Annotated in this window: 21 protein-coding genes and 4 tRNA genes; 9 read left to right on the plus strand and 16 right to left on the minus strand. The window is 58.4% G+C overall.

The window, feature by feature from the left end; translation table 11 throughout:
* Positions 1-16: 16 nt before the first annotated feature.
* The 5 genes from flgD to PSH90_RS19665 form a co-directional block, all read right to left on the minus strand.
* Positions 17-745, minus strand: coding sequence for a flagellar hook assembly protein FlgD (gene flgD, locus PSH90_RS19645; protein WP_016773615.1), 729 nt, complete (start codon positions 743-745; stop codon positions 17-19).
* 15 nt (positions 746-760) lie between these two features.
* Complete coding sequence (gene flgC, locus PSH90_RS19650) at positions 761-1,204, minus strand: flagellar basal body rod protein FlgC (protein WP_016773614.1); 444 nt, start codon at positions 1,202-1,204, stop codon at positions 761-763.
* Positions 1,205-1,207: 3 nt separating this feature from the next.
* Entirely contained in the window at positions 1,208-1,618 is a 411-nt protein-coding gene (flgB, locus tag PSH90_RS19655) for a flagellar basal body rod protein FlgB (RefSeq protein ID WP_016773613.1), read from the minus strand.
* Between the two features lie 359 nt (positions 1,619-1,977).
* Positions 1,978-2,805, minus strand: coding sequence for a protein-glutamate O-methyltransferase CheR (gene cheR / locus PSH90_RS19660; protein WP_016773612.1), 828 nt, complete (start codon positions 2,803-2,805; stop codon positions 1,978-1,980).
* 46 nt (positions 2,806-2,851) lie between these two features.
* The gene (locus PSH90_RS19665; protein WP_016773611.1) at positions 2,852-3,784 is read right to left on the minus strand and encodes a chemotaxis protein CheV; all 933 of its coding nucleotides are present in this window, start codon (positions 3,782-3,784) and stop codon (positions 2,852-2,854) included.
* Positions 3,785-3,866: 82 nt separating this feature from the next.
* Between PSH90_RS19665 and flgA the strand changes: the two genes are divergently transcribed.
* From flgA to PSH90_RS19685, 4 genes are all read left to right on the plus strand, one after another.
* Entirely contained in the window at positions 3,867-4,628 is a 762-nt protein-coding gene (gene flgA, locus PSH90_RS19670) for a flagellar basal body P-ring formation chaperone FlgA (protein WP_073472167.1), read from the plus strand.
* A 162-nt stretch (positions 4,629-4,790) separates the two neighbouring features.
* Positions 4,791-5,117, plus strand: a complete 327-nt coding sequence (gene flgM, locus PSH90_RS19675; protein WP_016773609.1) for a flagellar biosynthesis anti-sigma factor FlgM — start codon at positions 4,791-4,793, stop codon at positions 5,115-5,117.
* A 48-nt stretch (positions 5,118-5,165) separates the two neighbouring features.
* Positions 5,166-5,633: a flagella synthesis protein FlgN gene (locus PSH90_RS19680; protein WP_016773608.1), complete on the plus strand. Its 468-nt coding sequence runs from the start codon at positions 5,166-5,168 to the stop codon at positions 5,631-5,633.
* Positions 5,634-5,722: 89 nt separating this feature from the next.
* Positions 5,723-6,469, plus strand: a complete 747-nt coding sequence (locus PSH90_RS19685; RefSeq protein WP_041479276.1) for a flagellar brake protein — start codon at positions 5,723-5,725, stop codon at positions 6,467-6,469.
* Between the two features lie 73 nt (positions 6,470-6,542).
* Here the strand turns inward: PSH90_RS19685 and PSH90_RS19690 are convergent, their stop codons facing one another.
* From PSH90_RS19690 to PSH90_RS19705, 4 genes are all read right to left on the minus strand, one after another.
* Entirely contained in the window at positions 6,543-7,925 is a 1,383-nt protein-coding gene (locus PSH90_RS19690; RefSeq protein WP_252878729.1) for an MFS transporter, read from the minus strand.
* Positions 7,926-7,994: 69 nt separating this feature from the next.
* Entirely contained in the window at positions 7,995-9,236 is a 1,242-nt protein-coding gene (locus tag PSH90_RS19695) for a glutamine synthetase family protein (protein WP_305383141.1), read from the minus strand.
* A gap of 307 nt (positions 9,237-9,543) precedes the next feature.
* Positions 9,544-10,236 (minus strand): sensor histidine kinase KdpD, encoded by a 693-nt coding sequence (locus tag PSH90_RS19700; protein ID WP_076563863.1) that lies wholly within the window; start codon positions 10,234-10,236, stop codon positions 9,544-9,546.
* Positions 10,233-11,837 (minus strand): tetratricopeptide repeat-containing response regulator, encoded by a 1,605-nt coding sequence (locus PSH90_RS19705; protein ID WP_016773603.1) that lies wholly within the window; start codon positions 11,835-11,837, stop codon positions 10,233-10,235. Before PSH90_RS19705 ends, PSH90_RS19700 begins: the two co-directional genes overlap by 4 nt.
* 217 nt (positions 11,838-12,054) lie before the next feature.
* Here PSH90_RS19705 and PSH90_RS19710 point away from each other — a divergent pair, with 217 nt between their 5' ends.
* Positions 12,055-13,407: a lysozyme inhibitor LprI family protein gene (locus tag PSH90_RS19710; protein WP_305381345.1), complete on the plus strand. Its 1,353-nt coding sequence runs from the start codon at positions 12,055-12,057 to the stop codon at positions 13,405-13,407.
* Between the two features lie 150 nt (positions 13,408-13,557).
* Here PSH90_RS19710 and PSH90_RS19715 read toward each other — a convergent pair.
* A tRNA-Arg gene (locus tag PSH90_RS19715) sits at positions 13,558-13,634 on the minus strand.
* Positions 13,635-13,932: 298 nt separating this feature from the next.
* Here PSH90_RS19715 and PSH90_RS19720 point away from each other — a divergent pair.
* Both PSH90_RS19720 and PSH90_RS19725 read left to right on the plus strand, forming a co-directional pair.
* Positions 13,933-14,166, plus strand: a complete 234-nt coding sequence (locus tag PSH90_RS19720; RefSeq protein WP_305381347.1) for a hypothetical protein — start codon at positions 13,933-13,935, stop codon at positions 14,164-14,166.
* A 20-nt stretch (positions 14,167-14,186) separates the two neighbouring features.
* Positions 14,187-14,366, plus strand: a complete 180-nt coding sequence (locus PSH90_RS19725; RefSeq protein WP_016773599.1) for a PA3371 family protein — start codon at positions 14,187-14,189, stop codon at positions 14,364-14,366.
* On the opposite strand, the gene phnN is transcribed toward PSH90_RS19725, so the two are convergent.
* Complete coding sequence (gene phnN / locus PSH90_RS19730) at positions 14,341-14,910, minus strand: phosphonate metabolism protein/1,5-bisphosphokinase (PRPP-forming) PhnN (protein ID WP_305381348.1); 570 nt, start codon at positions 14,908-14,910, stop codon at positions 14,341-14,343. The two genes, PSH90_RS19725 and phnN, sit on opposite strands and share 26 nt — an antisense overlap.
* A gap of 388 nt (positions 14,911-15,298) precedes the next feature.
* Between phnN and PSH90_RS19735 the strand changes: the two genes are divergently transcribed.
* Complete coding sequence (locus PSH90_RS19735) at positions 15,299-15,625, plus strand: Arc family DNA-binding protein (RefSeq protein WP_003178899.1); 327 nt, start codon at positions 15,299-15,301, stop codon at positions 15,623-15,625.
* A gap of 256 nt (positions 15,626-15,881) precedes the next feature.
* Here the strand turns inward: PSH90_RS19735 and mgtE are convergent, their stop codons facing one another.
* Positions 15,882-17,324, minus strand: a complete 1,443-nt coding sequence (gene mgtE, locus PSH90_RS19740; protein WP_016773597.1) for a magnesium transporter — start codon at positions 17,322-17,324, stop codon at positions 15,882-15,884.
* Between the two features lie 321 nt (positions 17,325-17,645).
* On the opposite strand from mgtE, the gene PSH90_RS19745 reads away from it, so the two are divergent.
* Complete coding sequence (locus tag PSH90_RS19745) at positions 17,646-18,158, plus strand: cell envelope protein SmpA (protein ID WP_095181529.1); 513 nt, start codon at positions 17,646-17,648, stop codon at positions 18,156-18,158.
* Positions 18,159-18,177: 19 nt separating this feature from the next.
* On the opposite strand, the gene PSH90_RS19750 is transcribed toward PSH90_RS19745, so the two are convergent.
* From PSH90_RS19750 to csrA, 4 genes are all read right to left on the minus strand, one after another.
* A tRNA-Arg gene (locus PSH90_RS19750) sits at positions 18,178-18,254 on the minus strand.
* Between the two features lie 72 nt (positions 18,255-18,326).
* Positions 18,327-18,403, minus strand: a tRNA-Arg gene (locus PSH90_RS19755).
* A gap of 107 nt (positions 18,404-18,510) precedes the next feature.
* A tRNA-Ser gene (locus tag PSH90_RS19760) sits at positions 18,511-18,601 on the minus strand.
* Positions 18,602-18,663: 62 nt separating this feature from the next.
* Entirely contained in the window at positions 18,664-18,852 is a 189-nt protein-coding gene (csrA, locus tag PSH90_RS19765; RefSeq protein WP_002554426.1) for a carbon storage regulator CsrA, read from the minus strand.
* Between the last annotated feature and the right edge of the window lie 82 nt (positions 18,853-18,934).

Genomic DNA, 18,934 nt, shown 5'->3' on the forward strand with positions numbered 1-18,934 from the left:
GCCGGGTTAGTCGGCTCTATATACCAATGGTTTGTACTTTGGACAGGGCAACGGTGCCCTTGCCGGCCAGGTTGAGCATCAGCTCGCCACCGGTCTGGCTGATCGTCACGCTGTTGACGGTCGCCGGCAGGTAGGTCGCCAGGTCGGTCGCGGTGCCGTTGATCGGTGCGTTGGCCTTGAACGTGTAAGTGCCGACCGGAACCACGGTGCCGGCGGTGTCCTTGCCGTCCCAAGTGAAACTGGCATCGCCGGCAGCGCGGCTGCCCAGGTCGATGGTGCGCACGGTCTTGCCGTCCTTGTCGGTGATGGTCACGGTGCCGCCGGCAATCGACGAAGGCACGGTGACCGAACCGGTCAGGCCTTTGCTCGGGTCATCGAGCTGGGCGGTGTTGGTCTGCACGATCACGTTGCGACCGACCAGCGACGACGCTTGCAGCGCCTGCGACGAGTTGTAGTTGCCGGCAAGGCCACTGACAGTGGAGTTCAGCGTGGTGATGCCTTCAAGGCTGCTGAACTGCGCCAACTGCGCGACGAAGGCGCTGTTGTCCTGCGGGTCGAGCGGGTTCTGGTTTTTCAGCTGGGTGACCAGCAATTGCAGGAATGCATCCTTGCCCAGCGCCTGGCCGCCGGTGGCACTGTTGGTCGCCGAAGCGATGCCGCCCGACGTAGTGCTGCTGGCCTTCTTCGACGAGTTGGCCAGGATGTCGTTCATGCTCAGGCTGCTGGTGGTATCCGTAACGCTCATGGCAGTCGCCCCTTATTACTGACCGAGGGTCAGTACTTTCTGCATCATGGTTTTGGCGGTGTTCATCATTTCCGCGTTGGTCTGGAACGAGCGGCTCGCGGAAATCATGTCAGCCATTTCTTCCACCACGTTGACGTTCGGGTAGTAGACGTAGCCCTTGGCGTCGGCGGCCGGATGGTTCGGCTCGTAGCGCGCTTCAAGATTGCTCTGGTCTTCGACGACGCCAAGCACCTGCACGCCCTGCCCGGCCGCGTCCTGGTTCTGGAACAGCGAATTGCTGCCGCCGGCCTGGCCGCCCTGGAACATGGTGGCGAACACCGGATGACGGGCGCGGTAGGTCTGGTCGATGCTCGACGAAACGGTTTCGGCGTTGGCGATGTTCGAAGCCACGGTGTTCAGACGCGTGGTCTGCGCGCTCATGCCGCTGCCGGCAATGTTGAAAACGCTGGACAGGGACATGGATTATTCTCCGCGCAGGGCTGACACCAGCCCTTTGAATTTGCTGTTGAGCAAGGTGAAGCTGGCCTGGAAGCCGACAGCGTTTTCCGCGTAGTTCGACTGTTCCAGTTGAGCGTCGACGGTGTTCTGGTCGATCGAAGGCTGCATCGGCGTGCGATACATCAGCGACTCGTCGCCATTGCCCAGCCCTTCAGCCTCGATGTGCCGGCTGTTGGTCATGTTCAGGGCAAAGTGGCCGCCGGTCTTGGTCTTCTCGGTCTGTGCTTCGAGCACTTTGGAGAAATCCAGATCCCGCGCTTTGTAGTTCGGGGTGTCGGCGTTGGCGATGTTGTTGGCCAGCACTTCGGCACGCTGGGCGCGGAAGCCCAATGCCTTTTCGTGAATGCCCAGCGCTTTGTCGAAGCTGATGCTCATGTCGGGAACCTTCAGGTGACCGGTTTTTCGTATCTGAGCTTTAGCAAGCGCCGTGCCAAATGATCAAAGCCCCGTATTCCGGGGCTTTGCGCCTGACAGGCAAAGCGGCAATGCCAGAAAAGCGGCAACCGGTTACCGCCGGATGCCGCTTTTCTGCCGCTTGCCGTCGTTGCCAGGTCAGCGCAGATCCCTGTGGGAGCGAGCCTGCTCGCGAAGGCGGCGTGTCAGGCGCCAACTGTCTTATGGACAGACCGCTTTCGCGAGCAGGCTCGCTCCCACAGGGGTTTCGTGGAAAAAAATTCGGGCATAAAAAAAGGAGGCCTTTGCGGGCCTCCCGTTTTTGTATCAGCGCAAACCGCTTATTTCGCCTTGTAAATAATCCCCGGGCTGCACTGAACCATCTGGTAATGATCCGGCAATCCGTTCAGCGCTTCCGAAGCGCCAAGGAACAGATACCCGCCCGGCTTCAACGTGCTGTGAATGCGCAACAGGATGTCCTTCTTCACTTCGGCAGAGAAGTAGATCAGTACGTTGCGGCAGAACACGATGTCGAACTTGCCCAGCGCCGCATAGCTGTCGAGCAGGTTGAACGAGCGGAATTCCACCCGGCTCTTGATCGGCGCCTTGACCACCCAGCGCCCCGGCCCTTTCGGGTCGAAGTAGCGTTGCAGGCGTTCCGGCGACAGACCGCGACCGATCGCCAGGCTGTCGTACTCGCCGGTCTTGCAGTTGTTGAGCATCAGGCCCGACAGATCGGTGGCAACGATCTGCACACCCATCTTCAACTGACCCAGGTTGCTGCGCTCGAACTCGTCGATCGACATCGACAGCGAGTACGGTTCCTGTCCCGACGAGCAGGCCGCCGACCAGATCCGCAGACGCTGGTTGGGGCTGGCCTTGATCGCTTCCGGCAGTACCTTGTTCTTCAAGACTTCAAACGGATAGGTGTCGCGAAACCACAGGGTTTCGTTAGTCGTCATGGCATCGACCACCTGCTCGCGCAAACCGCTGCGCGGCTGGGTCTGGATGCGCTGCACCAGCTCACCCAGGGACTTGATGCCTTGCTGCTCCATCAGTTTGTTGAGACGGCTCGAGACCAGATACTGCTTGTTTTCACCGAGCAGAATGCCACAGGCTTTTTCCAGGAAGACCCGGAACTGTTCGAAATCCAAATTACCCGTAGACAATGATGCCGCCTCTTAAATCGTGTTGACCGCCAGGGACAGAAGGTCCCTAGCTGATATCTGCTGCTTTGATCCGGTCGACTACCCGGGATGCGAGGTCATCAGGACGGAATTTGGCCAGGAAGTCATCAGCACCGACTTTCTTCACCATCGCCTGATTGAATACCCCCGACAACGAAGTATGCAGGATGATATGGAGCTTTTGCATGCGTGCGTCGCCGCGGATTTCCGCCGTCAGGGTGTACCCGTCCATCTCCGGCATCTCGATGTCGGAAATCATCATCAGGAACTCTTCTTCCGGCTTCTTGCCCTCGTCGACCAGCTTGCGCAGGTAATCCAGCGCCTGCTTGCCGTCGTTCAGCGCCACCACTTCGACACCGATGGTCTGCAGACAACGCGTGACCTGCTTGCGCGCCACCGACGAGTCATCGACCGTCAGCACCCGCAGCGACAACGCCTTGGTCTGCGTCTCGACATCGACCACGCCCACCGAAATCGCTTCCGGCGTCGGCGCCACTTCGGCCAGCACCTTCTCGACGTCGATGATTTCGACCAACTGGTTGTCGACCCGCGTCACAGCGGTCAGGTAGTGATCGCGACCGGTACCCTTGGGTGGCGGATGGATCTCTTCCCAGTTCATGTTGACGATGCGCTCCACCGAGCGGACCAGGAAACCCTGGGTCTTGGTGTTGTACTCCGTGATGATCACGAACGGACTGTTCTTGTCTTTCAACGCACCGGAGCCCGTTGCCATTGCCAGATCCAGGATCGGAATGGTCGCTCCCCGTATATTCGCTACCCCGCACACGACAGGACTGGATTTGGGCATCAACGTCAGGGACGGGCATTGCAACACTTCCCGTACCTTGAACACGTTGATCCCATAGAGCTGCGGCCCGTCGAGACGGAACAACAGCAGCTCGAGGCGATTCTGCCCTACCAGTTGCGTGCGCTGGTTCACCGAATCCATTACACCAGCCATGCCCAGACTCCTACACCAACGCCAAGTGTTGTTGCGACGCACATTCATTGCTAAACGGCACGGCGCTTGCTTTTTAACTCGTATGAACGCTCAAACGACATTTTCCCGACGCCTGACATCTTCCCTTCGCAAAGGGCTTTGCGCGGTGTCCGCCGTTTGCTGCTTGCTTGCTGGCAGTCCTGCCCATGCAGATGCGGTTACCTTGCCTGATATGCTTATCGGCGTGACTCAGGGCTTTCTTGAATTCACCGTAGAAGACTATTTGGCTTCCAGTCAAACCGAAGGCCGCTACGAAATCGAAGTCAACCAGCTCGACCCGCGCATGCGCATGCCCATGTGCGACAAGGAATTGACAGCCACGCTGGAGAGCCCGGCACGCCCGCTGGGCCGCGTCACGGTGAAGGTTCGCTGCGAAGGCAGTTCGCCCTGGACGGTGTTCGTACCCGCTCAAGTCCGCCTGTTTCGCGAGATCGTGACGACCACTCGTCCGCTGAAACGCGCCGGCATTATCGAGCCGCAGGATGTGACCTTGCGCGAGCGCGACGTCAGCACGATCAACCAGGGTTTCCTGACCTCCGTCGACGAAGCGATCGGGCAGAAACTTACCCGACCAACGGTCGCCGATCAGGTCATCACACTGGTGCATCTGGAACAGGCCGAAGTGGTCCGCAAGGGTGACCAGGTGGTGATCACTGCGCGCAGCGGCACCCTTGCCGTACGCATGCCGGGGGAAGCGCTCTCCAATGGCGGCATGAAAGAACAGATTCGAGTAAAAAACCTTAATTCTCAAAGAGTTATCAAGGCGCAGGTGATTGCGCCGGGACAGGTCGAAGTGGCCATGTAAAAGCCTCGTGGAGAAAACTGGCGCCGATCCCGTCGCTTCCCTAAACTGTGCCGCAGCAGGTCTCGCAACGGCGCATGCAAGCTTATGGTTGATTGGGCCTAAAGTTTTTCAGGGGATAGCCGAAAACATGGCAAGCGTCCAAATTCCCAGAGGTTTTTTATCATGGTTATCGATTTCAACCGATTGAACAGTTCCTCGTCACTAACCGGCAGCACACGTACCAGCAACGCCAAGGAAAGCGCTGAAAACAGCCCCTCCGCGCCGCTGAATACCCAGGCCGAACAGGCCAATGTCGCCAAAAGCGGGGAGTCGGTACACCTCAGCAATGAGGCTCAACAGTTGCAGAAGGTCACTGACAAGCTGCGCGATCAGCCTGCTGTCGACAAAGCCCGTGTGGCCGAGTTGAAAGCCGCGATTGCCGATGGCAGCTATAAAGTCGACAGCAACCGTGTAGCCAGCAAACTGCTCAACTTCGAAGCCCAGCGCTAGGCTTTTGCCGGCGCCAGGCTTTTGGACGCTTAAACCCCAAGGCCAGCCATGCACGACACTAACTTATTGCAACTGATCAACGACGACTTTGCTCCAGCGCAACAATTGCTGGAGTTATTGCAAACCGAATCCCTCGCTTTGCATGGTCGTGACATGCCGTTGCTGGAAGAAATTCTGGCGACCAAGCAAGCGTTGATCATTCTGCTCGAGCAGCATGGCCGCAAGCGCAGCGAAATCCTCGCCAGCCTCAACCTGCCGACCGATCGCACAGGTCTTGAGCAACTGGCCAGCCAGTCGAGCATTGGCGACCAGTTGCTGACCCAGGGCGATGCCCTGACCGCGCTGATCGCTCAATGCCAGGCGGCCAACATCAAGAATGGCCAGTCGATACAGATCCAGCAGGCGACTACGGCCAACCAGCTGAAGATCCTCACCGGCGGTGAGCCGCCAGCGCTTTACGACGCCAGCGGGACCTTTGCCAAACCGGTCAAGCCGCGAACGCTCAGCCAGGCATGAGCCATTCGCTGACCCTGCACTATCCACCTGCGCAACATGCTGGCAAAATACTGGCCAGTCGTCTTATTTTGTCTGGAGATTGAAGAACCGTGTCCAACACCCTAAGCGCGGATGATGCTCCGCAGCCTCCGAAGGTGCTCACCACGCCACTGGAAATCTCCAGCAACCTGCGCCAGCTGCAAGACAGCCACGATCCGCTGATCATCACCTTCCATGAACGCAGCCAGCGCTTTCAGAGTTACCTGATCAAGGTTGACCGCGAAACCGCAACGATCGCGCTGGACGAAATGATCCCACGCGATGGCGAACGCTTCCTCCAGGCTGGCGAGCCGTTCAAGGTCGAAGGCTTTCATGACGGCGTGCGCATCGCCTGGGAATGCAACGGCACGCTGAACATCGAAGAATCCGACGGTGACCGTTTCTACACCGGCGACCTGCCGAGCGAAGTGGTCTACCACCAGCGCCGCAACGCCTTCCGCGCTGCGTTGAAACTCACCGACCTGGTCAGCGTTGAACTGGGCGGCGAAAAGCTCAAGGTTCCTCTGCACGGCAAGCTGCTGGATATCTCCGCCACTGGCTGCAAATTCCGCTTCGAAGGCGACATCACTGACCGCCTGCAACTGGGCCAGGTCTACGACCGCCTGATCGCCCCGCCGCTGTTCGGCAATCAGCCAACATCGGTCGAGCTGCGCTACCTGCACTTCGAAGAAAAACTCAACATCACCTTCGCCGGTCTGCGCTTCCACAACATCAGTGGCCAGGCTGCGCGCAACGTCGAGCGTTTCGTTTACCAGTTGCAGCGTGAAGCACGGCGTTTCGACAAAGACGATCTCTGAGTCGCAGCGACAAATAAAAAGGGCAGTCCTGTGCGGGACTGCCCTTTTTTATGCGCCGGTGTTTATCTTCGGCTCAGGGCCTGCCACCACTGATATCCGGCGCAGGCTTGTCGTCATCGCCGCTGTCCTGCTCGGTTTCAACGACTGCATCCGGCTGCACTTCGGGCTCAGGCTCAGGAGTGACCGGCGCCGGATCCTGCACCATCTGCTCCTGCACCACCTGCTCATCAACACGCGGATCGAGCGCCGCCACCAGCGGCGAACTCGACATGCTGTCCGGCATTGCCACGTGATGCAGCGGTGCGTCGTCGACCTGATGCAGGTTGGTCACTGCTTTCGGACGAATCCGCCAGACCAGCACCAGCGCGAAGAAACTGAAGAACGCATACAGGCTCTGACTGCCGAGAAACTTCATCAGCACACCCGCGAGCAGCGGCCCGATGCTCGCGCCGACGCCATAGGTCACCAGCAACATCGCGGTCAGCGACACCCGGCGATCGCCTTCGACGTGGTCGTTGGAAAACGCCACCGCCAGCGGATACAGGCAGAACTGCACCAGCGAACAGAAGAAGCCGACGACGAACAGCACCTCCAGTGGCACCTGCGGCATGATCGCCAACGGCAACGCCGCCACCGCCAGAAACCCGGCAAAGCAGCGGATCAGCAGCGCGCGGTCATAACGGTCGGACAACCAGCCCAACGGCCACTGCACCAGCAAGCCGGCAAAAATGCAGCTACCCATGAACAGACCGACCTGTTCGGTCGTCAGCCCCTGTTGCGAGGCGTACAGCGGCGCCAGACCGTAGAACGAACCGATGATCAAACCGGCGCCGAGCACCGTGCTCAGCGATTGCGGCACACGTTTGATAAAGAAGCGCGGCTCCATCGGCGCGGGGTGCAGAGGCGCCGGGTGAATCCGTCGAGTCAGCGTCACGGGCACCAGGCACAGGGCAAAGCACAGCGCCACCAGCATCAGCAGTTCCAGCCCGAGGCCGGGATGCATGACCAGAATCAGCTGGCCCAGCACCAGGCCCAGATAAGAGGCGATCATGTAACCGCTGAACACCAGGCCACGCTGATTGGCATCGGCCTGCTCGTTGAGCCAGCTCTCGATGACCATGTACTGACACATCATGCCCAGACCGACGATCGTCCGCAGCACCAGCCACGCCGGCAGCCAGTCCACCAGACCATGACCGAGCACCGCCGCGCCGACGATCCCCGCACACGCCGAGTAGGCACGGATATGCCCGACCCGGGCGATCAGGCGATGGCCGATCTTGCCGCCCAGCACCAGACCGAAATAGTTGGCCGCCATCAGCGCACCGACCCACAGCCCGTCGACATTGTCGGCGGCCAGACGCAAAGCCAGATAAGTAGAAAGAAGGCCTGAGCCGATCAACATCATCAGCGAGGCGAAATACAGCGCTCGAAAGGATTTCCAGATTTGGCGCATCGGCGTTCCGAGCGGCTCCTTGCAGTAAATACCGGGCGGTCAGAACGACAGCCCGGCAGCAGCGATACGTCAGGCCTGGGCAGCCAGCACACGGCGCTCCCAGGGAGTGATTTCATCAAAGAAGCTGGTCAACTCCATGGTCTTCGAAGCGATGTAGCCTTCGATGAACTCCGACCCGAACAGTTCCCTCGCCAACTGGCTACGTTTCAGACGCTCCAGCGCGGCGTGCAAGGTACACGGCAAGGCCAGATTATCCGGCACGGCGAACTCCCCCTGGATTGCCGCGCTCGGCTCCAGCTCCTGTTCGATGCCGTGCAAACCCGCGGCCAGACTGGCGGCGATCGCCAGATACGGATTGGCGTCGGCGCCCGGCAAGCGGTTTTCGACCCGACGTGCGGCCGGCGAGCTGGCGGGAATACGCAAGCCGGCGGCGCGATTGTCATGGGACCAGCAGGCATTGTTCGGCGACGCGTACGGATGACACAGGCGCTGATAGGAATTCACGTTGGGCGCAAACAGTGCGGTGAAATCGGCGAGGCCTGCCTGTTGCCCGCCGATGAAGTGGCGGAACATCGACGTCGGCTCGCCGTTCGAGTCAGTGAAGACATTCTTGCCGCTGCCGATCTCAACGATGCTCTGGTGAATATGCATCGAACTGCCCGGCGTGTGCGCCAGCGGTTTGGCCATGCACACCACGCTCAGGCCATGCTTGAGCGCGACCTCCTTGAGCAGGTGCTTGAACAGGAACGTCTGATCGGCCAGCAGCAGCGGATCGCCGTGCAGCAGATTGATCTCGAACTGGCTGACGCCCATTTCATGCATGAACGTGTCGCGCGGCAGGCCGAGGGCGGCCATGCATTTATACACTTCGCTGAAGAACTGCCGCAGGCCGTTGTTGGAACTGACGCTGAAGGCCGACTGGCCATCCTCGCGGCGGCCGTCGAGGCCCACCGGCGGACGGAACGGCTGAGTCGGATCGGTGTTCGGTGCGAAGACAAAAAATTCCAGTTCGGTCGCCACCACCGGCGCCAGACCGTGCGCGGCGTAACGGGCGATGACCGCTTTGAGCTGGCCACGGGTCGAGAGACTTGAGCTCCCCCCGCTCAGTTCGTCGGCGTCGCAAATCGCCATGGCACGCGGCTCGTCGCTCCAGGGCAAACGGTGAATCTGCGCAGGATCGGCGACCAGCGCCAGATCGCCGTCATCGCTGCCATAGAACCGCGCCGGCGGATAGCCGCCCATGATGCATTGCAGCAGCACACCCCGCGCCAACTGCAAACGCCGCCCTTCGAGGAAACCCTCGGCGGTCATCACCTTGCCCCGTGGCACACCGTTCAGATCCGGGGTGACACATTCAATCTCATCAATGCCGGTCAATCGCTGCGCGAGTGAACCCTGGCCATCGGTTGTCATGACGCAATCCTTGTTGTTGTGCGAGCCGCGAACGGCGACCCGGACAAAATAGGCTGCGGCTGTTCGGAATATCAAGCAGCGCCCACAAAAATCCCGATCTTGTGCAGGAGACGTAGGAGCTGACGAGTGCAACGAGGCTGCGATCTTTTGATCTTGCTTTTTAAAATCAAAAGATCGCAGCCTTCGGCAGCTCCTACACCAGACCTCAGGGCAAGTAGAGGCTGAACACCCCACCGCCCAACGGCCCGCCATTGCTGATTTCGGTGCGCCCTTCCACGCCGTTGCGCTGATGCAGCGCCGCGATGCGATTGGCGAAATACAGACCGAGGCCGGTGCTGCCGCTGCTGTGATTGATGCCCTGCACATAATCGGCCTGACGCTCGAGCATCTCTGCCGGATAGCCGTCGCCATCGTCGTTGATGCTCAACACCAGTTGCCCGGCTTCGTCGCTGACAGTAATCAGCAACGACTCGCGGGCGTAGCGAATCGCATTGTTGATGCAGTTGCCGAGCACCGAGGCGATCAGCTCGCGATCGAAGAAACCCAGCGGGCTCAACGGATCGACTTCATAGGTGGCGATGATGCCGCGACTGGCAAACACTTCCTGATGCGCGGCCAGTTGCGCCTCGATGAAATCGTCGAGTTCGTGATACGCCGGCTGCAGCGGCAACTGATTCACGCCAAGTTTGTACAGCCCCAGCAACTGCACGAGCATGCCGTTGAGGTGGGCGAACTCGAAGTCGATCACGCCCTGCTCCGAGCCGTCGCGCAGCTCTTTCGGCAGACGCGCCAGCCATTGGCTGTGCGCCTGCATCAGCATGGCCAGAGAGTTCTTCATGTCGTGAACGGTGGAGGCAATCACCGTGGAAAAATCCAGCGCCGGATCTATTGAGTTCATTCGCCAAACGCCTTGCTTTTCAGCTTCTGATAACGCGCAAACCGCGCGTCGGTGTCGGGCATCAGGCCCACCAGTTTCAGGCAGGCCCGACATTCTTCCAGCTCCGCCGACGGCACACTGGTGTCAGTGCCGTGCAGCAGCGACTGGGCCAGGTTCAGCGCGATACTGATGTTTTTCGGTTGCAGCTTGAGCGCCTTGCGGAACACTTCGCGTGCCTCGACCAGATTGCCGGTCTTGTACACGCGCACGCCCTGGCGGTTGAGGTCGGCCGCAGCGTTGCTCGAACTGAGAATCGTCGGATCGTCGGTGAGCTTGGCAATGTCTTTCATCACCGCCGGGTCATCACCGTAGATCTCCGCGCAACTCTTGAGCATCGAAGTGCCCGCCTCGGCCTGACCGAGCATCTGCAACTGCTTGGCCACCAGCAACGCCGCCTCGGGACTCATGAATTGCTCCATGCCATCGAGGCGCATCAGCGCCTGTTCGGTGAGCTTGTCGGCGGTTTCGGCGTCGTTGAGCAACAGGCTGGTGGCTTTCATCAAACGCGCGCGAATCTGCAGACCGGGGTCGCTCGGGTTTTCTTTGGCCACAGCGCTGAGGGTGGTGTTGATCTCCAGTCGCGTACGCGTGTCGAGCCCGCGATCGCTACCCTTGCTGATCAGCGCGTGCGCCAGGCCGAGATTGCTTTCCGGGTCCTTGAAACGCGACTGCGCGCCCTGCGCCACGGCCTGACGATAAGCCCGCGAGGCGGTTTCGAAATCTTCGTTGGCCATCGCCAGTTTGCCCAGCAGAGCCTGACGGCGCACCGCCAGCGGCGACAGACGGATCGCTTCTTCCAGCACTCGCTGCGCGCCTTTGCTGTCGCCTTCGGCCACCAGCACATCAGCCATGCCGTCATACAGCGCCGGCATCATCGGAAAGACTTTCAAGGCTTTTTCATAAACTTCTTTGGCCTGCGAGACCTGCCCGCGCTTGAACAATAATTTGCCCAATCCGGCGAAGGCCCACGGCAACGGCCGGTCGGCAATGATGCCGTCGTAGAGTCGCTCCAGCGCTTCGTTCTGATTCATGTCGCGCAGCGCATCGGCGCGGTAACGCAGGCACAGCGGCGAATAGCGGATGTCCTGCTTGCACAAGGCAATACAGGCATTGAGCACCTCGACCGGCTTACCGCGATCAAGGGCCTGAAGAATCGGTTTGAGCAAAGTCTTGCGTTGCTCCAGACGCTCAAGGCGCTGGGCCAGCCCGGAACGGTTGAACGGCTTGGTCAGGTACGCATCCGGCTCGTGCTCCAGCGCGCTGAGCACCATCGCCTGACTGGTCTCGGCGGTGACCATGACGAAAACGGCTTCGTGGCTGATGAGCTTTTCCGACATCAGGTCTTCGAGCACCTGCTGGCCGTTCTTCTTGCCGTCGCCGAGGTGGAAGTCCTGAAGAATGAAATCGTAGGACTTCTGCGAACACATCTTCAGCGCCTGCTCGCCAGTGTCGGCAGTATCGACATCCTTGACGCCGAGCTCACGCAACATCGAACGCACGGAACTGCGGAAATCGGAAAAATCATCGACGATCAGAAAGCTTTTTTGGTGATACGACGACATCAAGGATTTCCAGGCAATTGAAGAAAACGAACCGAGGCGATTTCAGGCGCGCAGATGATAGCCGGAGGCCATGCGCCATCAAGCGATTTCGCTGGAGTCTGAACTCACCGTTCGGGTTATCGGCCAAAAATGCCCGGGCCTGAGGGTGGTGCTTCAAGAATGTTGCCTGGAGTATTACTCTGCGCGCCTGCTCAAGGATTTGCATAAGGACTGAATCGTGTACATCAAGGGACGCTACATCCTGTCAGCGTGTTTGCTTGTCTTTATCCAGCAAGCGACAGCGGCGGCGATGGATTGCAAAAAAGCGTCGAACGACGTGGAAAACATGATTTGCGCGAATAAATCGCTGTATGAGCTAGACGCGCAGATGGGCACGCTGTATCGCCAACTGCTGACAACTGCCACAGCGACGCAACCTGAGCTCAAGCGCACCCAGCGCGCCTGGCTGAAAACCCGCAATGCCTGCGCAGTCGATGTCGCTTGCCTGGATGGCAGCTACCGCCAGCGCCTGCAAGCATTGCAGGCACAGTGGACGCAAGCCGCAATGTGGCAGCCGGACGCCGTGGATGTTCAGGCGATGAACGATCTGCAGGAAAGCATTCGTGCCGAGAGCAAAAACCACCCGGAATTTGCCCTGGAACATGCCTTGGCCGCACGGGCTTTCGAGTCTTCGCAGACATCTTTCGCGGGCGATCCAGTCGACAGCTACGGCGAGCAAACCAACTTCCCCAAGTCGCGTCCCAAAGGCGTGAGCGAGGACGAATGGAAAGCATTGAACGCCTCAAGCATCGACGGCGCCGCCGAGACCGGACGGTCTTCCTACGCACTGCTGGATCTGGACCATGATGGCCAGCGCGACCTTATCGTCGACACATACGCAGGCGGCACCGGCTTGTTCACCTACGTGGAAACCTGGCGCCGCAAGGGCGAGCGGTTCGTCAAGAGATCGGTCGAGCCGGAAAGCTCGCTGTTCTACACCAACGACCGTGGCGCCAATCAGGCAATCAGCTGGATCAAGCTTCACGACAGAATCTATGCCGCCTACCGAAACGGCGCCTACGGTGTCGACAACCTGTATCTGCTCAATCCGCTGAAGGTCAACCGTCAGGTGCCGACGGTGTCCGTGCGTTACAGTTACGCCCTGCAGGTGCCCACGACTCAACATAAAGAGGATGGCACCAGCACCTACGAGCTTGACGCGGATCTGCACGGGGCACTCAACCAAGCCATCACCCAGGCAATGAAAATCGCATCGGACTCAAACCCTGACGCGCCCCTTTGCCCAATTCCTCCCACGGGTGCCGGAGACGACGATTACTACAGCTACGGTCCAAGGCACTACACCATCGAAAAGATCGCCGATTTGCCGGTAATGATCGGCGGCGAATGCTACATCGGGGCGCTGATTGACTGGTTCGGCAGTTACAGCGAAAAGACGGGGTTATTCGCCCAACTGGCCGTGCGCAAGCCGGGCGTCGAGGCGAGCGGGACTACTTACGAAGTCCACGGCCGTCGGCATGTCACCGACGTCAGCAGCACTCTCGGCAAAGTCGAACTGAACGGCGACTGATCGTCAGTCAGCACCGGCGCAGAATGATCCGCTGCAACCGCAGAGGTGGAACCCCGGAGTTTGTAACAGTGCAAAACGCCTGTTCGTCGACCAAACCAAAAAGCCCCGTCGCAATGGATAAATGCGACGGGGCTTTCCGTTTTCAAGAAGTGGTGTCCCAGGCGGGGTTCGAACCTGCAACCTTCCCCTTAGGAGGGGGATGCTCTATCCAATTGAGCTACTGAGACACTGATTGAAGCGGGCTGTACGCGGCGCGACAGACGGCGTGCATGTTAACGGCCGGCCCCTGTTTTGTCATGTCGTCCGTAGGGCTTTTTAAGTGTAGGCAAGCGCCCTGGAAGATTGCGGGAACTTTTACCGGGCAAATTGCACTGCGCGGAAATGCGGTCATTGCAGATTGCAATCAGCGCCGCCCGAAAAACCTTAACAAACCCTTGTTTTTAAAGGACTTATCAGCCGTTACACTGTTGGCACGGCGACTGCTATGACTGTTCTATCAAAAAGAACAATTTGGAGCGTCGTGCCATGAACAGCACCCTCTTGCTTGCAAACGCAGCGGCATTGGCTTTCTTGCTCGGATCACATTTTTTTCCCAAGGCTGACGTTGAGCAGCGAGTGGCGCAGCGCATGCCGCATTACCTGCAAGTGCAGAAAGCACCGCAGTGGGCAGTGTTGAGTGAGCGCAGCGACGCTTCTACACAAATGGTCAGCGAGCCTGAGCAAGCCTCGGCGCCAATCACCGAACGTCTGGTTTTTTGAAATATCTTCAGGAGTACAACATGTCCAAATCGGCGACAGGATTTCTCATCCTCGCTTTACTGAGTGGCGTTACCCACCTGGCGCTGTTCGAGGAGACGGAAGTCACCTTGCCTCTGGTTGGCTGTGGCGTGTTTGCGGTGCTGTTTGTGCTGGCGCTGATTGCAGGGCGCAAGATCAAGTTCGATCCGGTTCTGCGTTGAGCCGGATCAGCTCAATCAATGCAGAGACAGCTTCAGCAAGATCAACCGAATTGTCGATCTGATTAACGGGGCTGTCGCTGGATCTTCGGTCTTTGAACAGTGCGTTACGCGCGAGTCTGGCGTCAATTTGCTCAGGGGTTTCCCGACCACGGCTGAGCAAGCGCTTGCGCAGGACCTCATCGTTGACTGTCAGCAGAACCGGCACCAGCGTTGGATATTTCTCCATTGCTTGACGCAGGTTCGCTCTCGACCCGTTAACCAGTACGTGCCGGCCCGCTTGCAACCATTCATCCATTTCCGTTGGAATGCCGTATGAGAGGCCGTTGGCTTGCCAAGCCAAGGAAAAAGCGCCAGCGTGCTGTCGCCGGTCGAACTCTTCAGGCGTCACGCCGATTGCATCTTCGCCGACTGACTCCGCCGATCGGGTAATCACCCGGCGCATCACTTCACAGTTCAACTCACGCAGTGGCTCACGCGCTGCTTCGATCAGGCTGTCCTTGCCCGAACCGGACGGCCCCATCAGGTAAAAAAGCTTGCCATCCATCCCGAAAACGCCCTCCGACGGGTCCTGCCTCTAGTAAATCGGCAAATTGCCACTATCCTGTACACATAGGGATCAAGAATAGCGAGCCGCATAGCATGCACGTTCTAAGGTCTTCGGACATCAACAGATGTGCATGCGAAAGCGGGCAGCGATACGGAAGGATGGAAAGTTTTCCAACCAGTCCGCATTTCTGACAACTGGTGCTGGCATTACGCCTTTACCCGGCTCAATATTTGTCACAGAATTGACGCCAATGATCTGGCAATTTTGAGGCATGATGCCGGCCTCTTAACAATTCAGGTTGAACCAATTGGTCCGGATGCTTGTCCTACCACACATCCTGCGGCCAATCCCGAGAACCGCTCCCCTGAACTAACCGGTTAAATATATGCGCCCATTGAAACAGGCAATTTATTCCAGCCGTACGGCTGACAAGTTTGTCGTACGTCTGCCAGACGGAATGCGTGAACGCATTGCCGAGGTGGCTCGCAATCATCATCGCAGCATGAACTCCGAAATCATTGCGCGCCTTGAGCAGAGTCTTATTCAGGAAGGCGCACTGGGCGAAGAGCTGAGCATGCGCCTGGACAGCCCGGAGCTGTCGCTGCACGAGCGCGAGCTGTTGCAGCGCTTCCGTCAGCTGTCGCACCGTCAGCAGAACGCCCTGGTGTCGCTGATCGCCCACGACGCTGAAATGGCCGCAGACGCGTCCTGAGTTATACCGAACATATTGAAGCCAGCATGATTGCTGGCTTTTTTTTGCCCGCGATATGACAGATGGCCGCTTGGCAATGGAGTGTGGCGAGGGGATTTATCCCCGCTGGGCTGCATGGCAGCCCCAAAAACAATGGGACTGCTGCGCAGTCCAGCGGGGATAAATCCCCTCGCCACCGTTACTTGTACTTGCGCCCGTATTTGTTTGGCAGGCACAAAAAAGCCCGTCGATTTGACGGGCTTTTCATTGCACAAGGTCAGAGCAGGAAGATTGTCGCCAACCCGAGGAAGATGAAGAAGCCACCGCTGTCGGTCATTGCGGTGATCATCACACTGGCACCCATCGCCGGATCGCGGCCCATCTTCGCCAGCGTCATCGGAATCAACACCCCCATCAACGCCGCCAGCAACAGGTTGAGTGTCATCGCCGCCGTCATTACCACGCCGAGTGACCAACTGCCGTAGAGCATGTACGCGACCACACCGATCACCCCGCCCCAGACCAGACCATTGATCAAACCGACCGCCAGCTCTTTGCGCATCAAGCGCGAAGTGTTGCCGGTGCTGACCTGATCCAGCGCCATGGCGCGCACGATCATGGTGATGGTCTGGTTACCGGAGTTGCCACCGATACCCGCCACGATCGGCATGAGCGCCGCCAGTGCCACCAATTTCTCGATCGAACCTTCGAACAGACCGATCACCCGCGATGCCACAAATGCAGTGATCAGGTTCACCGCCAGCCACGCCCAACGGTTACGCAGGGATTTCCACACCGAGGCGAAGATATCTTCCTCTTCGCGCAGACCGGCCATGTTGAGGACTTCGCTTTCGCTTTCCTCACGGATCAGGTCGACCATTTCATCGATGGTCAGACGGCCGATCAGCTTGCCGTTCTTGTCGACCACCGGCGCCGAGATCAAGTCGTAACGCTCGAACGCCTGAGCAGCGTCGTAGGCATCTTCGTCCGGGTGGAAGCTCACCGGATCGCTGGCCATCACTTCCGCGACCTGCTTCTCCGGATCGTTGACCAGCAGACGTTTGATAGGCAGCACGCCCTTGAGCACGCCGTCGTAATCGACCACGAACAATTTATCGGTATGACCGGGCAGCTCTTTGAGGCGACGCAGATAGCGCAGAACCACTTCAAGGCTGACGTCCTCACGGATCGTCACCATCTCGAAGTCCATCAGCGCACCGACCTGATCCTCGTCATAGGACAGCGCCGAGCGCACGCGTTCGCGCTGCTGGTTATCCAGACTCTCCATCAGCTCATGGACAACGTCTCGCGGCAGCTCGGAGGCCAGGTCAGCGAGTTCGTCGGCGTCCATGTCCTTGGCGGCAGCCAGGAGCTCGTGATCGTCCATGTCGGCGATCAGCGTTTCACGGACGGAATCGGATACTTCGAGAAGAATGTCGCCGTCGCGGTCGGCCTTGACCAGTTGCCAGAGCGTCAGGCGATCGTCCAGCGGCAAGGCTTCGAGAATGTAGGCGACGTCGGCGGAGTGCAGATCATCGAGCTTGCGTTGCAGCTCGACGAGGTTTTGCCGGTGAACCAGGTTTTCCACGCGGTCGTGGTGCGGACCTTCCTGGCGATGAGTCAGGTCTTCAACGACACGCTGGCGCTGCAGCAACTCGACGACCTGAGCCAGGCGGTCCTGCAGGCTTTCCTGTGTTTTTTTTACTTCGATTTCGGACATAGGCGAACTCCACTCCCAGCAGCGGGGCACGCCGGAAGGATCAATCAGTCAATTCATGATTGGTGAAACGGTTTACTGAACAACTACTGGGTAAGTCCATGGAGGTTTTCCATAAGCCCCGGCGGGGCTGACGGGCGCAATGATACACGCCTGACGGTTTAAAACGTTGAAAAAATCACGGCTGAAACAAGCGCTTGCGAAACAAACCTGAGCGCCTGCCTGACCCGTGCAAATGCGACGACTCATCTTGAAAAGAAAACACACCGGCAATGCAAAAAGCAGCGACTACCCTTGAGCTTAGATCGTCATGGAGGACATCGAATGCCAGCAAAACCAGCGCTTTTTCTACTGACCGCCCTGCTCCACATCACGCCTGCCAACGCCACCACACTTCATCGCTGCCAGGCTGCTGACGGCAGCGTCACGTTTACGTCGATGAGCTGCGCAACTGGCGAGCAACTCTCAACTCAGGAGGTCCACCCGTATTCACCCGGCTGGGTCGCAATCATGCCGGAGTTCAATCACGAAGCTGTGACCGGCATGAAAGACAGCGGACGCGAACCGGGCATCGTCGGCGGCACTGAACATAAATGTGGAAACCTGATCGACAACAGACAGCGGCGCGAAGCGATCATCAACCGTCGAGTGATTGCCGGCATGAGTCAGCGGGACGTCGAAAGCGCACTGGGCAAGCCCGACAAGATCAACACCCGCACATCGACCACGAGCTATCGTTACGACCTCAAGCGAGGCCGCAGTGCTCAAATTGATTTTGATGAAAGAGGCTGCGTGAAGGGAAAAGCCAAATCCCGGACAGCAAAAAGCCCGCGTTAAACGCGGGCTTCTTGGTATATGGTGCACTCGACAGGATTCGAACCTGTGACCGCTCGGTTCGTAGCCGAGTACTCTATCCAGCTGAGCTACGAGTGCATTTTGTGTTTTTAGACCAGACCACAACTGGCTGAAGCCGAGTTACTCACCTTACAGCAAATAACTCTTAAATGGTGCACTCGACAGGATTCGAACCTGTGACCGCTCGGTTCGTAGCCGAGTACTCTATCCAGCTGAGCTACGAGTGCATTTGTTGCCGCGCATTATAGGCCGTCTAATCTCTATGTCAAACACTTTTTCTAGTAATTTCAACAACTTACAGAAGAAGCCAGATTACGACGTACTAAGCAAATAATGGCGGAGAACGGGGGATTCGAACCCCCGACACCCTTTTGAGGTGTACTCCCTTAGCAGGGGAGCGCCTTCGGCCACTCGGCCAGCTCTCCGCAACACGGGGCGTATATTAACCAGCTTCTTCCCCGTTTGCAAACATAAAAATCGATAAAAATTAATGGCTTGGTTCTTCGTCCTTCTCTTTCTTTATACGCAGGTAAATTTCCTCACGGTGCACCGCAACCTCTTTCGGAGCGTTGACGCCGATACGCACCTGGTTTCCTTTGACGCCGAGCACGGTCACGGTGATTTCGCCGTCACCGATAATCAGGCTTTCCGCGCACCGACGAGTCAGAATCAGCATACCTTTCTCCTTACGCCATTCATTTCAGGGACAACAGTCTGCAAAAAAAAGGCACCCGACCTACAACCGCAGCGATCGTAGC

It is taken from the genome of Pseudomonas sp. FP1762, assembly GCF_030687105.1.
GTDB classification, from domain to species: Bacteria; Pseudomonadota; Gammaproteobacteria; order Pseudomonadales; family Pseudomonadaceae; genus Aquipseudomonas; species Aquipseudomonas siliginis.

What these genes read in the sequence shown, in the direction of transcription:
- flgD (WP_016773615.1), bottom strand. Translation starts at nt 745, where the DNA reads ATGAGCGTTACGGATACCACCAGCAGCCTGAGCATGAACGACATCCTG.
- flgC (WP_016773614.1), bottom strand. Translation starts at nt 1,204, where the DNA reads ATGTCCCTGTCCAGCGTTTTCAACATTGCCGGCAGCGGCATGAGCGCG.
- flgB (WP_016773613.1), bottom strand. Translation starts at nt 1,618, where the DNA reads ATGAGCATCAGCTTCGACAAAGCGCTGGGCATTCACGAAAAGGCATTG.
- PSH90_RS19665 (WP_016773611.1), bottom strand. Translation starts at nt 3,784, where the DNA reads ATGGCTGGTGTAATGGATTCGGTGAACCAGCGCACGCAACTGGTAGGG.
- flgA (WP_073472167.1), top strand. Translation starts at nt 3,867, where the DNA reads ATGAACGCTCAAACGACATTTTCCCGACGCCTGACATCTTCCCTTCGC.
- flgM (WP_016773609.1), top strand. Translation starts at nt 4,791, where the DNA reads ATGGTTATCGATTTCAACCGATTGAACAGTTCCTCGTCACTAACCGGC.
- PSH90_RS19680 (WP_016773608.1), top strand. Translation starts at nt 5,166, where the DNA reads ATGCACGACACTAACTTATTGCAACTGATCAACGACGACTTTGCTCCA.
- PSH90_RS19690 (WP_252878729.1), bottom strand. Translation starts at nt 7,925, where the DNA reads ATGCGCCAAATCTGGAAATCCTTTCGAGCGCTGTATTTCGCCTCGCTG.
- PSH90_RS19695 (WP_305383141.1), bottom strand. Translation starts at nt 9,236, where the DNA reads ATGACCGCCGAGGGTTTCCTCGAAGGGCGGCGTTTGCAGTTGGCGCGG.
- PSH90_RS19700 (WP_076563863.1), bottom strand. Translation starts at nt 10,236, where the DNA reads ATGAACTCAATAGATCCGGCGCTGGATTTTTCCACGGTGATTGCCTCC.
- PSH90_RS19705 (WP_016773603.1), bottom strand. Translation starts at nt 11,837, where the DNA reads ATGTCGTCGTATCACCAAAAAAGCTTTCTGATCGTCGATGATTTTTCC.
- PSH90_RS19720 (WP_305381347.1), top strand. Translation starts at nt 13,933, where the DNA reads ATGAACAGCACCCTCTTGCTTGCAAACGCAGCGGCATTGGCTTTCTTG.
- PSH90_RS19725 (WP_016773599.1), top strand. Translation starts at nt 14,187, where the DNA reads ATGTCCAAATCGGCGACAGGATTTCTCATCCTCGCTTTACTGAGTGGC.
- phnN (WP_305381348.1), bottom strand. Translation starts at nt 14,910, where the DNA reads ATGGATGGCAAGCTTTTTTACCTGATGGGGCCGTCCGGTTCGGGCAAG.
- PSH90_RS19735 (WP_003178899.1), top strand. Translation starts at nt 15,299, where the DNA reads ATGCGCCCATTGAAACAGGCAATTTATTCCAGCCGTACGGCTGACAAG.
- mgtE (WP_016773597.1), bottom strand. Translation starts at nt 17,324, where the DNA reads ATGTCCGAAATCGAAGTAAAAAAAACACAGGAAAGCCTGCAGGACCGC.
- PSH90_RS19745 (WP_095181529.1), top strand. Translation starts at nt 17,646, where the DNA reads ATGCCAGCAAAACCAGCGCTTTTTCTACTGACCGCCCTGCTCCACATC.
- csrA (WP_002554426.1), bottom strand. Translation starts at nt 18,852, where the DNA reads ATGCTGATTCTGACTCGTCGGTGCGCGGAAAGCCTGATTATCGGTGAC.